The sequence below is a fragment of the Pseudomonas sp. CHM02 genome, from assembly GCF_000612585.1.
Classification (GTDB): domain Bacteria; phylum Pseudomonadota; class Gammaproteobacteria; order Pseudomonadales; family Pseudomonadaceae; genus Aquipseudomonas.
The window spans coordinates 15,213-28,514 of the sequence record NZ_JFCA01000030.1 but is presented as its reverse complement, the minus strand read 5'-3'; the positions used below and the strand labels follow the sequence as shown (position 1 = coordinate 28,514).

The 13,302-nt window shown below is 61.5% G+C and carries 9 protein-coding genes; 2 read left to right on the top strand and 7 right to left on the bottom strand.

Annotation, left to right across the window (positions count from 1 at the left end; all coding sequences use genetic code 11):
* Window positions 1-82: 82 nt before the first annotated feature.
* Together BM70_RS0118275 and BM70_RS0118270 are read left to right on the top strand one after the other, a co-directional pair.
* A complete protein-coding gene (locus BM70_RS0118275; RefSeq protein ID WP_025857318.1) occupies window positions 83-1,027 on the top strand; it encodes a DnaJ C-terminal domain-containing protein in 945 nt (314 codons plus the stop codon).
* A gap of 174 nt (window positions 1,028-1,201) precedes the next feature.
* Complete coding sequence (locus tag BM70_RS0118270; protein WP_025857317.1) at window positions 1,202-8,167, top strand: NEL-type E3 ubiquitin ligase domain-containing protein; 6,966 nt, start codon at window positions 1,202-1,204, stop codon at window positions 8,165-8,167.
* Between the two features lie 61 nt (window positions 8,168-8,228).
* Here BM70_RS0118270 and ureC read toward each other — a convergent pair whose 3' ends face one another.
* The 7 genes from ureC to urtE all read right to left on the bottom strand — a co-directional run bounded on the left by ureC (window position 8,229) and on the right by urtE (window position 13,236).
* On the bottom strand, window positions 8,229-9,929 hold the full coding sequence (ureC, locus tag BM70_RS0118265) for an urease subunit alpha (RefSeq protein WP_025857316.1): 1,701 nt from the start codon (window positions 9,927-9,929) through the stop codon (window positions 8,229-8,231).
* Between the two features lie 68 nt (window positions 9,930-9,997).
* On the bottom strand, window positions 9,998-10,303 hold the full coding sequence (locus BM70_RS0118260) for an urease subunit beta (RefSeq protein ID WP_025857315.1): 306 nt from the start codon (window positions 10,301-10,303) through the stop codon (window positions 9,998-10,000).
* The gene (locus tag BM70_RS0118255; protein WP_025857314.1) at window positions 10,300-10,833 is read right to left on the bottom strand and encodes a GNAT family N-acetyltransferase; all 534 of its coding nucleotides are present in this window, start codon (window positions 10,831-10,833) and stop codon (window positions 10,300-10,302) included. The genes BM70_RS0118260 and BM70_RS0118255 overlap by 4 nt, the downstream gene beginning before the upstream one ends.
* 5 nt (window positions 10,834-10,838) lie before the next feature.
* Window positions 10,839-11,351, bottom strand: coding sequence for a GNAT family N-acetyltransferase (locus BM70_RS0118250; RefSeq protein WP_025857313.1), 513 nt, complete (start codon window positions 11,349-11,351; stop codon window positions 10,839-10,841).
* A gap of 9 nt (window positions 11,352-11,360) precedes the next feature.
* A complete protein-coding gene (gene ureA, locus BM70_RS0118245; protein ID WP_003171437.1) occupies window positions 11,361-11,663 on the bottom strand; it encodes an urease subunit gamma in 303 nt (100 codons plus the stop codon).
* A gap of 4 nt (window positions 11,664-11,667) precedes the next feature.
* On the bottom strand, window positions 11,668-12,507 hold the full coding sequence (locus BM70_RS0118240; RefSeq protein ID WP_025857312.1) for an urease accessory protein UreD: 840 nt from the start codon (window positions 12,505-12,507) through the stop codon (window positions 11,668-11,670).
* Between the two features lie 30 nt (window positions 12,508-12,537).
* Window positions 12,538-13,236 carry an urea ABC transporter ATP-binding subunit UrtE gene (gene urtE / locus BM70_RS0118235; protein ID WP_025857310.1) on the bottom strand — a complete coding sequence of 233 codons (699 nt, stop codon included), beginning with the start codon at window positions 13,234-13,236 and terminating at the stop codon, window positions 12,538-12,540.
* Between the last annotated feature and the right edge of the window lie 66 nt (window positions 13,237-13,302).

Genomic DNA, 13,302 nt, shown 5'->3' with positions numbered 1-13,302 from the left:
AGGCCACAAGACTCAACAAGTGCAATGCAGCGCACGTTGTGCCCCGGGCTGTGCGATCTCGATTAAGGATGGTGAACCGCCGATGGATTTCAAAGACTACTACAAGATATTGGGTGTCGAGCCGAGCGCCGATGACAAGGAAATCAAGGCCGCCTATCGCAAGCTCGCCCGCAAATATCACCCGGATGTAAGCAAGGAAAAAGACGCCGAAGAGAAATTCAAGGATGCGTCCGAAGCCTATGAGGCGCTCAAAAGCGCCGACAAGCGCGCTGAATACGACGAGCTGCGCAAATACGGCCAGCATGGCCAGCCGTTCCAGGGCCCGCCGGGCTGGCAGAGCCGTGGCGGCTTCGGCGGTGGTGGCGGCGGCGAGGACTTCTCCGACTTCTTCAGCTCGATCTTCGGCTCGCGTGGCGACGCCTTTGGTGGCGGCCAGCGCCGTCCTGCCGGGCGCAAGGGCCAGGACGTCGAGATGCAGCTGTCGGTGTTCCTCGAAGAGACGCTGTCCACCGAGTCCAAGCAGATCAGCTTCCAGGTGCCGCAATACGACGCCTCGGGCCGCCACGTCAGCAACACCACCAAGAGCCTGAACGTGAAGATCCCCGCCGGCGTGGTCGACGGCGAACGCATCCGCCTCAAAGGCCAGGGCGCGCCAGGCATTGGCGGTGGGGCCAATGGTGACCTGTACCTGATCATCAAGTTCGCGCCGCACCCCAAGTTTGAAGTGGAAGACGAAAACCTGGTGATCACCGTGCCGGTGGCGCCGTGGGAGCTGGCGTTGGGCACCGAGATCGCGGTGCCGACCCTGACCGGCAGGATCAATCTCAAGGTGCCTGCCGGCAGCCAGAACGGCCAGCGCATGCGTGCCAAGGGGCATGGCTTGCTGAACAAGAGCGGGCAGCGGGGTTATCTGTTTATCCAACTGAAGGTGGTGATGCCCAAAGACGCTGACGACGAGGTCAAGGCGTTGTGGCAAGCGTTGGCGAGCAGCGCCGCATTCGATCCGCGCCAAACCTGGAATCAATGATCAGGTGATTGCCCTGCCGAGTCAGGCCCCGGTATACCGGGGCCTTGAATCCCGGCGGGCCGGCATGGGCTTACGGGCGTTGTCCGGGAGTGCCACGCGGTATCTATAGCAGGCCATTTACACCGGATCGTTCAATAGGCTGAGGGCATTGTAACCAGCCAAGGACGATCCGCCATGCCAGCCCCTTCTACCGTCACCGCCACCGGCGTCTTGAACGCCGACCTTCGCGGTGTTCATTACGACTTTCTCAAGGAACGCGTGCCTGCCTGGTTCAACCAGGCCAGCCAGCGCCGGCAGGAAGAACTCGCCAGCCACGAGCTGTTTCAAATACCCAGTTGGTACCGAGCCGCGTCGCCTGACGCGAGGGCCGCGTTGGCAGGCAGCCACACCGCCTACCGCGAGGCGTTGAACACGCTTGAGGGCCGCTTGGGTGGCATCAGCGGCATTCTGGATTTCGCCGAGCAGCCGCTGAAAGACGCGATCAAGAAAACGTTCAACCTGGACCTGGATGTCCGCCGGGTCTACTTCGCCAGAAAATACGGCTTCCCGCGCGGTCGCACGGATTTGTACGGCGTGTTCTCGTTCGAGGAGCAGAACGATCCGACGCTCAGCTACCGGTACCGCGGTGTTTCTTTGCTGGAGGCCGCGCTGGCCAACTTCGAGCCGGATGAAGAACGGCCACCCACCTGCAACGACTGCCAGGTCATTACCACTTTCGATGCGTATGACGGCGAAATCATTCCGACGTTCTACGCGATCAACGAACAGGCCGTGGCCATCGAGCCGCATGCTTTTGCCAAGCTCTGTCGTACCCTGGATCTGGGAGCGCTTTACCAGCGACACCTCAAGGACGTGCTTGAGCCTCAGGTCGTGGTGGCGCAGTTTCAAGAGCACCAGCGCCGGCATCTGGCGGTGAGCGTCGAGGTGGCCCGCCTCCAATTCACCAGGCGCGGCCAACGCGTTGAATCGGGCATCAGTGACGATGCCTACCGAATGCTCAAGCGAGTGCTGGCCGACGAGTCAAATGTCACCTTGGACAGTCGGCCTGTCACGTTCGCGGCATTGAAAGCGTTGGGTATTCAATTGGTCGGGCCCTTACTGATCGGCCCGGACCGTGGAAGCAGCACGCGGGTCGAACGTCTTGTGGTGTATATCCCGAATGACCCCCAGCAACCGCTCAAGGAATATGCCTCAAGCGCCGATTTCATGGCGGACCTCAGGACGCGCCTGCACAGTGTCTCCTATCGACGTTTTTTCAGCCGGTTCATTCCCCGGCGTGAACAAGGGGCGTTCTTCAAGCAGTTCAACGCGTTGTATCAGCCTGCGGGCAACACCGACTCTTCGGTCGATTATCCGCTCAAGCCCGAGCCTGGAAGACTTCGTCTGGCTGATGTGCCGATGACCGGCGACCTGTGGGAGTCGCTGTACCGGGCATCCGTCAGCAAGATTTACGGCGATGCAAGTGCTGTCGCCGTGCCTACCGGCGACGAGGACCGTAAGGCTCGAGAGGAACGATTGGCGAGCTACTTCGATGCGGTTGTCAGTTTTCTGAACGTGGCCGCTTTCGTGGTGCCAGGGCTGGGCCCGATCATGCTTGCCGTGGGCGCCGCACAGATGTGTTACGAGGTGTTCGAAGGGGTCGAGGCTTATGAGGAGGGCGACATTAAACAGATGTGGGCACACTTTTCCTCCGTGGCCCTCAACGCGGCGTTCTTTGCCGCAGGTGCCAAGGTGTTGCCGCGGATCAAGAGCGTGAACATGCTTGATTCGCTCAAACCGGTCACCCTGCCGACCGGCAGACGAATGCTGTGGAAGGCTGACCTTGACCCCTATGAGTCTGCGATCCGACTCAACCCCGGCTCCAAGCCCGACGAGCTTGGCCTGCACCAGCAGGACGGCGATACGCTGCTACCGCTGGAAGGCAAGCTGTACAAGGTCCGCCCGGATGCGGATACCGGGCAGTTCCGCATCCTGCATCCGACTCGCCCGGAGGCCTATACGCCCAAGTTGGAGCATAACTACCAGGGCGCCTGGAACCATGAACTCGAAGAGCCGCTGACGTGGGATGAGCCCACGCTATTGAGGCGCCTGGGGCTTGCCGACTTTTCGGATCAGGTGCGTGTCAGCGGGGTCGAGCCGAACGCCTTGCGCGAGACCTTTGTTGACCATGAGCCCATTCCTCTGGCCCTGAAGGAAACAATCAAACGGTTTCAGATCCATCAGGAACTCACTACGTTTGCTGAACAGATGAGCAGCACCGATCCACTCGTATATGCGAAGGCGGACCCGGTGTTGCAGCTTCAAAGCATGAAACGGTACAGCATGTGGCCCGATACCGTGCTGCTTCGCGTATTGGGCAGTGACGCCGCTGTTCTCTGGGAAGAAGCCGGCCCGGCATCGGCTGAGAGGCGAGTGGTTGTGCTGAGCCAGGGCAACATGGATCGGGGCGAACTGATCAATGAAGTGCTGTACACCCTGCAGGGCGTTGACGAAGCTCTTCCCGGCGTACCCGGCAGCCCCCAGGACGCGTTGCATATACGGGCCAGCCAGGTACGGCAGTTCATTGCCGGGCGGGTGGCCGCCATCAAGGGCTCACTGGTGAACGAGCGCTACAAGGCCTTGAATCGTACCGATAACCCCGACATCCAGCGGATGCAGGATGCGTACCCCAACCTGTCAACACCCATGGCCGAGCAGTTGCTTGAACACATGGACACTGAGCAATTACTGCGCTTTCGCAGCAGCGCTCGCCTGCCGGGCGCCGTGGCCGAACAGGCCAGATGGTTTGAGCAGGAAACCCGGGTATCGCGTGCCTATGAAGGGCTGCACCTGGACATGCTGACAGATCTCGACAGTCAACGCTTGGCCCTGCGTACCCTTGAAACCCTGCCCGGGTGGCGACGGGGAGTGCGGGTGGAGCTGCGTCAATATTCGCCTCAAGGGCCGATCCTGGACGCCATAGGATCCCCTGTTGCCTTGCCTGCCAGGACGCTTGTCATACAGCAGGACAATCTGTTTTCGGCGGGGGACTTCTACTCCGCAGCCTGGGAGGCCGTGTGGCCGGAAGAACGGCAAGCCATGGGCTTCACCGATGTCACGCAGTTGCAACAGGCGATTCAACAATCCCCCTTGCCGCGTCCCCAACTGCGTACGGTGTTGCTGGATTTTCCGGTGCTCAGGCCGGCCTATGATGCGTCGATGCGCCTGTTGGGCGGTGGCCTCGGTTTCCGAAAGCTGCTCGGGAGAGTCGCACCGGCGTCCCGCACTCCCGAGACGCGTGTTCGCACGTTGTTTCCTTCGTTCACCGAAGCGCAGGTCCTCGAGTTCGTGCAGTCATTGGACCCGAACGTCTCGGGTGGGTTGGCTCGATGGGAGGCGCAGTTCGAAACCCTGGATCAGGTGTTAAAGGTGTGGGTTGAAGCGCACAAGCCGCGATCGCCCAGGACTGATTTTGACCGGGCCGGCGGCATGGCTGGCCGTACCGCCAATGACATCAGGCGTTGCTGGCGTCGGGAGAGCAGGGCGTTGACCCTGACGAATGGCAGGGGAACCACCCTGCCGGCATTGAGTGCGGATTTCAGTCATGTCGAAACACTCGAGCTTGCGGGTTTCATGGCAAGCGGGAACGTGGAGACGTTTCTCCGGAGCTTTACGCAGTTGAAAGCCTTGAGTATCAAGAACTGCAGGCTGACCGGGGTCCCCCTGGCCATTGATGACATGCAAGGCCTGACCTCTCTGAGCCTGGAGACCAACGCCATTCGGTTAACCGCGCAAAGCGCAGCCAGGTTGGGGGCACGCAACACGCTTGAGGAGCTTAACCTGCAGGGCAACCCGTTGGGGATGACTCCGGATTTCAGCGGCATGCCCCGGTTGAAAAAGCTGAACTTGCGGCTGACGCAATTGGAGCAGTGGCCAGCAGGCTTGCGGGCCCAAACCTCATTGGAACTCGTCGACCTGAGCCATAACCGATTGCGCGAAGTGCCGCAGGCAAACCTGAATCCGCCAGACGAGCAGCTTGAGGCTATCGCGCGGATAAACCGCGTCACGCGAGTGGATAGCAACGCGTTTGGCGACGACGGCTGGCAGCAGTTTGATCGTTACTGGAAACGTCTGGGTGAAACCCGGCCAGATCTGATCCCGGGCGGGCTGGAGGGGGCGTTTGACAGCGGCAACCCCAAGGTGGCCGTTGTGCGCAAACTGTACCCAAGCTACGGCGTTCAAAAGGCCAGGGAGTTTATCTGGAACTTAGGCGCCGGGGCCGACGCGGAGTTAGCCAGGCTCGAGCAAGCGTTTGATTTACTCCAGTCTCAACTGGATGCCTGGGCATTCTCCGGTGGCGGCGCACATCAGCGTTACGTCAGGCCGGGTGAGTGGCACATCGATGCGACGCCGCTTTCCGCCCGGAACATCGCCCGGGCGCGGATCTTGAAATGCTGGAGACGGGAAACCCCTCAGAAACTGGCCAACGATGGCACACCGATCGGCCTGGAATTGGACCTCAGCTATCTGAACCTGCCGAGCTTGCCGGACCTAGATGTGGACTTCAGCCATGTAGGTTCGCTGAAGTTGAACAATATGGGCCTGAGCACTTCTCCAGAAAATTTCCTCGCACGGTTCAGCCACGTGCGCTGGCTGGACTTGTCGAACAACGTGCTTCGGGAATTACCGCCTGCATTGGGGGCAATGCCGGGCTTGACCCGTTTGTTTTTACAGCGCAACAGGATTCGCTTGACCTCGCAGACGGCCAGGATCTTGTCTGAGCGCGTGTCACTGCGGGCATTATTTCTCGAGAGCAATGACCTGCGTATTTCACCCGACTTCAGCGAAATGACCGATTTGCGCTCACTCAATCTGGCGCAAGCAGGCCTTGAGACTTGGCCGACCGGTCTGGGTGAGCAACCGCTGCTGGACCTGATCAACCTCTCCGGAAATGGGATGACAACGATCCCTGAGTCAGTCGTTTCACCGCCGGACGAGCGCCTGGCACAGACGGCTCGGGTCAATGACGTGACGAATGCCAGTGACAATCCCTGGTCGGATGCTACGTTGCAGCAGGTGAGAAGCTACGGCGAGCGGCTTCAGCGGGCAGGGCTGGCCCTGCGCGACGATTCGAACACACTGGTAGCCACGGTCCCCTTGTTTCGCCGTGTGGCCGCGTCTGCGGCGAGTGACGTACCCTTTCGGCGCTGGGTGGCGGGGCTAACCGAAGAGCAGGTGGCCGCCAGGCAGTCACAGTGGGACGAGTTGCATGGCAAACCGGGGGCGGATGGTTTCTTCGCGGTGCTCCGCGACCTGGAAATGGCTGGCGCCGGGCATGCGGACCTTCAGCGCCGGGTCTGGGAGGTCATCGACACCATCACCGCCAACTCCGCCGAGTCCGAAAGCCTGCGCGAGCAGATGTTCGAGTGGGCGGGTCGGCCGGCCTGCTGTGATCGTGCCGCGCTGTCTTTCAGTAACCTGGAAATCATGGCGCTGGTCTACAAGGCCAGGCTCCAGGCCATGGACTCGACCCAGGGCGCGGCCTTGTCGGTCTTGTCCAGGGGGCTGTTTCGCCTGGACCAGGTTGAGAAGATCGCTTTGAACGACATTGACCTGCGCCGCACCAGCATCAACGACAACCGCGACTTGACGCCCGCTCAGAAAGACCGGCAGTTGGCTCTTCTGGAGGAGGTCGAGATCAGGCTGGCCTATCGGTATGGCCTCAAGGACCGGCTCGCCTTGCCCGGGCAGCCCACGCACGTGAGGTTCACTTCATTGGGGAAGGTTACCCCGGCGATGCTGGACGCGGCCCATGAAAAAGTCGTGGCGCTGGATCAGTCCCCCGAAGAGTTCCAGGCACTGTTGTCCCGAGCGTTCTGGCAGGACTACATAACGAACAAATACCGGCCCCAATTCGAGGCGCAAAGCAAACCCTTCCAGGAGGAAATGGCCGATCTGTACGAAAGGCATGCTGATGGCCGCTTGTCGCCCCATGGTTATGAACGGCAGGCCAAAGACCTGCAGGCCCGCATGGCGATTGAGGATGCCGCATTGATCGATAGGCTGACGCGTCAGGAAATCGCTGAGCGCTTGGTCTCCCGAGCCTCTCTTCAAACACTGACCGAACCGGTAGCGGGGAGTGCGGCTGCGCTGCAACTGAGTCAGGCCCAAGCGATTGAGTTCGATGGCAAGCAGTACTTTATTGCGAGCATGCCGGATGCGGGGGATGGGCAACATTATCTGTTGCGGGTACAGAGCCCCAACAACCCTTATGAACTGTCCAGCAGCGGGATTATCGCCAGGCCGGATGTGGCCGGGGTGTGGAGGCGTAGAGGTCAGGTCGGGGGCATGCAAGAGGGGGCGTCCGACGATGAGTTCGAACCGGCATCGGAATCAATGCCGGTGGCGCCCTATACGGCTGAGGAACGCAGCTTCATGAGGCAAGACGTTCACTACGCGACCATCAGGAACCGGCTGGGTGCTTACAATCGCGCCAATAACGCCAAGTACCCTTTCAGGGATTTACAGGGCCGGCCGGTGCGTATTCGAAGCCTGGAGAGACAGGTGAAACTGGAGTCGGGTACCACCTACACCTCGGCGCCGATCAAACCGTATATTGAGTTTGAAGGCTATGAGCGCGTAGGCGCGCTTTATGAAGAGAAACTTCAGTGGCGACGGTTTACCGCTGACGATGTGAAGGTGCCCGGTGAAAGCGCGTTGATCGGGCAGTCCATGGTGGTCGCCAACAGGCGTATCGCCAAAGGGGAAATCGTCGGTGTGTATGGCGGGGTGATTATTCCCGGCAGCATGTCTGTCAATGCGCAGAGCACGTTTGGCATGGTCGCCGGTTTTGTACCGCAAACGGGGATTAGCATCCTGGAACCTAAACCGATCTTTGTAATAGGCGACACGATCATTTCCAGAATAAATACGAACTTCGAGTACGACCCTGAGGGCAAACCCGTACGGCAGGCCCCAGGCGGGTACAACGTCGAGGCGGCGGGGTTCAACGTCGAGGCCGAGCACGCGACCAGTCGCCCGGGCGTGAGAACAGCCTATATTTTGAATGCCGTATTTGCCACTGAAGACATTCCGGCGGGCGTCGAGTTGCGGATCGACTACGGGTACACCGAGGGGATGATCAAAACCAAGTTTTCCTGATGCTCTCAGCGCAGGACCAACCCTGAACACACCGGCAGCGTCCAGGGTTGGGTGACCTTCATTAAAACAGGAAATACCGCTGCGCCATCGGCAGCACCTCCGCCGGCTCACACCACAGCAGCACACCGTCGGCCTTGACCTGATAGGTTTGCGGATCTACCTCGATATCCGGCAGGTAGTCATTGTGGATCAAGTCGGTTTTCTGCACCGTGCGGCAACCCTTGACCACTGCGATCTGCTTTTTCAACCCCAGGGCTTCGGGCAAGCCGGCATCCTGGGCGGCCTGGCTGATAAAGGTCAGGCTGGTGGCGTGCAGCGAGCTGCCGAAGCTGGCGAACATGGGGCGGTAATGCACCGGCTGCGGTGTCGGGATCGAGGCGTTGGCGTCGCCCATCAGGCTTGAGGCAATCGCGCCGCCCTTGAGGATCAGGGTCGGCTTGATGCCGAAAAACGCCGGGCGCCACAGCACCAGGTCGGCCCACTTGCCCACTTCGATGGAACCGACGATGTGGCTCACCCCGTGGGTGATCGCCGGGTTGATGGTGTACTTGGCGATGTAGCGCTTGGCGCGGAAGTTGTCGTTGCCAGGGCCATCACCCGGCAGCGGGCCGCGCTGCTTTTTCATCTTGTCGGCGGTCTGCCAGGTGCGTGTGATCACTTCACCCACGCGGCCCATGGCCTGGCTGTCGGAGCTGATCATCGAGAACGCGCCGAGATCGTGCAGGATGTCTTCGGCGGCGATGGTCTCGCGGCGGATACGGCTTTCGGCGAAGGCCACGTCTTCGGCAATGCTCGGGTCCAGGTGATGGCAGACCATCAGCATGTCCAGGTGCTCGTCGATGGTGTTGCGCGTGAACGGCCGCGTCGGGTTGGTGGAGCTGGGCAGCACGTTGGCGAAGCCGCAGGCCTTGATGATATCCGGCGCGTGACCGCCGCCGGCCCCTTCGGTGTGGTAGGTGTGAATGGTGCGGCCCTTGAGTGCGGCGAGGGTGGTTTCGACGAAGCCGGATTCGTTGAGGGTGTCGCTGTGGATCGCTACCTGCACGTCGTACTGGTCGGCGACGCTCAGGCAGTTGTCGATACTCGCAGGCGTGGTGCCCCAGTCTTCATGCAGCTTCAAGCCGATGGCGCCGGCCTTGACCTGTTCGATCAACGGCTCGGGCAGGCTGGCATTGCCTTTGCCGGTCAAGCCGATGTTCATCGGGAACGAGTCGCTGGCCTGGAGCATTCGCGCCAGGTGCCAGGGGCCTGAGGTACAGGTGGTGGCGTTGGTGCCGGTGGCCGGGCCGGTGCCGCCGCCGATCATGGTGGTGACGCCGCTGGTCAGTGCCTCTTCGATCTGCTGCGGGCAGATGAAGTGCACGTGGGAGTCGATGCCGCCGGCGGTGAGGATCATGCCTTCACCGGCAATCACTTCGGTGCTGGCGCCGATGGCCATGGTCACGCCAGGCTGGATATCCGGGTTACCGGCTTTACCGATCGCATGGATGCGGCCGTTTTTCAGGCCGACGTCGGCCTTGACGATACCCCAGTGGTCGATGATCAACGCGTTGGTGATCAGGGTGTCGACCACTTCATGGGCGAGCAACTGGCTCTGGCCCTGGCCGTCGCGGATCACCTTGCCGCCGCCGAATTTCACTTCTTCGCCGTAGAGGGTGAAGTCTTTCTCCACTTCCACGAACAGTTCGGTGTCGGCCAGGCGGACCTTGTCACCGACGGTGGGGCCGTACATGTCGGCGTAGGCGCTTCTAGAAATTTTCATGGGCATGCCTTTGTATTCAAGTGAATGGGGGACCGCTCGCGTGCTCGCTTTCGCCGGCAAGCCGGCTGCTACAGGTCACCCATGATGCGTCCGGCAAACCCGAACACCCGCCGTCCGCCGCTCAACTCCACCAACTCGATTTCGCGGCTCTGCCCCGGCTCGAACCGCACCGCCGTCCCCGCTGGAATATTCAGCCGCATGCCACGGCTCGCCACGCGATCAAACGTCAGCGCGTCATTGGTCTCGAAAAAATGATAATGCGAGCCCACCTGGATCGGCCGGTCGCCGCTGTTGGCCACGCTGAGGGTAATGGTGCGGCGACCGACGTTGAGCTCGATGTCGCCAGGCTGGATCTGATATTCACCAGGAATCATGCAGGTTGCCCCAGGGTCTTGAAGTAGATGGCGGTCGGGCTGTAGCGCCCGTCCGGGCTTTGGCAGTAGTCGGGCAGCTCACCGATCCGGGTGTAGCGCAGCGACTGGTAGAAGGCTTCGGCCGGGGAGCCGGCTTCGGTGTCCAGGTACAACAGGCCACGCTTGTGCTGGCGTGCGGCGAGTTCCAGGGTGTTCATCAACTGTTGGCCCAGGCCGTGGCGACGGGCGCTGCTGTGCACCAGCAACTTTTGCACTTCGGCACGGTTGAGGCCGTTGGCTTTCTGGCACAGCGCCAGTTGCACGCTGGCGATCACCCGCTCATCGCGCACCACGACCCACAGCAACAGGCTGGCGTCTTCGACGCTGGCTTGCACACCCTTCAGGTAGGTGTGGGCCTCAGCTTCGTCGAGGTCCGCCATGAAGCCGACCGAGGCACCGTGCTTCACCGCGTCCAGCAACAGCTCGATCAAGCCCAGGCGGTAGTGGGCAAAACTTTCTGCATTCACTCGACGCAGGTGCGTAGCGCTCATCGACTTCACTCCTTGGGCGGTTCCGCGCCCGGGTTCAAGGTCAGTTGCATAAACGTCAGGTCCAGCCAGCGCCCGAACTTGATGCCCACTTGAGGCATCTGTCCGGTGGTGATGAAGCCCTGGCGCTCGTGCAGGCGGATCGAAGCGTGGTTGCCGCTTTCGATGGCGGCGACCATCACGTGTTTGCCGCAGGTGCGGGCGCGGTCGATAAGGGCTTCCATCAGGCGCGGGCCGAGGCCTTTGCCGCGTTGGTCACTGCGCACGTACACCGAGTGCTCGACGCTGTAGCGAAAGCCTTCGAACGGCCGCCAGTCGCCGAACGAGGCGTAGCCGGTGACCTCGCCATGTTCGACGCTGACCAGGATCGGATAACCCTGGGCATGCCGCGCACTGAACCAGGCCTGGCGGTTGCCCAGGTCCACCGGTTGTTCGTTCCAGATCGCCGTGGTGTTGAGCACCGCGTCGTTGTAGATGTCGCGGATCGCCGGCAGATCGCTTTGGGTTGCGTCACGAATCATGGCCGGTCCTCAGGCAATGGGTTGGTGGACGGTGACCAGCTTGGTGCCGTCGGGGAACGTGGCTTCCACCTGGATATCCGGGATCATTTCCGGGATGCCTTCCATCACCTGTTCACGGCTGAGCAGGGTGGTGCCGTAGTGCATCAGGTCGGCCACGGTGCGACCATCGCGGGCGCCTTCCATCAGCGCCGCGGAGATATAGGCGATGGTTTCCGGGTAGTTGAGCTTCACGCCACGCGCCAGGCGCCGCTCGGCCACCAGGCCGGCGGTGAAGATCAGCAGTTTGTCTTTTTCCCGTGGGGTCAGATCCATGGTTTCAGGTGCTCCAGATTCGTGGTGAGACGGCTTCACGGCCCAGTACCGCCGGGCGCAACAGCCGCCATAAATCAATCAACCATCCCCGCGCCAGCAGCGCTTCGCTGGCCAGGCAGCGGGCCACCAGCAGGCCGGGCAGTTGGGTCAGGTCGCCGCGCACCGCATGGAGCAGGGCGCGGCAGGTGTCGAGTAATTCGGGGTCTATGTCGCCGGTCAGCAACAGGGTCGCAAACACCGGCTGCCCGTCCAGGCCGATGGGCGAGTCGAGCAGGCCGTCGGCACCCACAATGCGCTGGCGCTCATGCCAGAGCAACTGGCCGTCGCGGCGGATATCCAGGTGGGATTGGAAGTGGCCCAGGTCAAAACGCTCGCTGCTGGCCGGGCGACCCAGGGCGACCACATCCCAGTAGAACAAGCGGGCATCGCCTTGCAGCTCGATGCGTGTGGTGAGCTCGGCCTGGGCGGCACTGAAGACGATGGTTTCCTGGGGCAGCCATTCCAGCGTGGCACCGGCCTCCACGGTGAGGTCCAGTTGCTGATACGCCGGGCCGCTGGCGCGATACCACTTGGCCGCGCCAGGGCTGGTCAATTGCGCCCAGGCACCCGCGCCGACATGGGCGCTGATGTCCAGGCGATCACCGCCGGCAATCCCGCCGGGCGGGTGCACGATGATGTGCTGGCACACCTCGGGGCCTTCGGCGTACAGGTGCTTTTGCACCCGCAGCGGGCCGAGGTGGCGGCGCATCACCGGGCGCGTGGTGTCGCCGAAACGCGCATAGCCGAGTTCCAGCTCGGCGTGCCAGCTGGGGGTGAACAGGGCAGGGGAAACGGGCAGGTTCATGGCGTGTGCTTATCGTCAGGAGGCTACAGATTAGATGGTTACGAGACCACGCACACCTTCACTTTCCATATTTTCACCACGGCCTTGCTGCACGATTTCGCCACGCGACATGACCAGGTAGTGGTCGGCCAATTCGGCGGCGAAGTCGTAGAACTGCTCCACCAACAGGATCGCCATATCGCCGCGTGCCGCGAGTGTCTTGATCACCGCGCCGATCTCCTTGATCACCGACGGCTGGATGCCTTCGGTGGGCTCATCGAGGATCAGCAGGCGCGGGCGGCTGGCCAGGGCGCGGCCAATGGCAAGCTGTTGCTGCTGGCCGCCGGACAGATCGCCGCCACGCCGGTGCTTCATTTGCAGCAGCACCGGGAACAGTTCGTAGATGAAGGCGGGCACTTCCCTGGCTTCTGAGCCAGGAAAACGAGAGAGGCCCATCAACAGGTTTTCTTCCACCGTCAGCCGCCCGAAAATCTCGCGCCCCTGGGGTACATAGGCAATTCCCGCGTGCACACGTTGGTGCGGCTTGAACGCGGTAATCGCCTTGCCTTCCCAATTCACCACGCCTTCTTTGGCCGGCAGCAGACCCATCAGGCACTTGAGCAGGGTGGTCTTGCCCACGCCGTTACGGCCGAGCAGGCAGGTGACTTCGCCGATCTTCACGTCAAAGGACAGCCCGCGCAGGATGTGGCTACCGCCGTAGTACTGGTGCAGCTTGTCGACTTGCAGCATTCTCAAAACCTCCTCGGTTCCTGTTTGGAAACCGGATCAAATGTGGGAGCTGGCTTGCCTGCGATA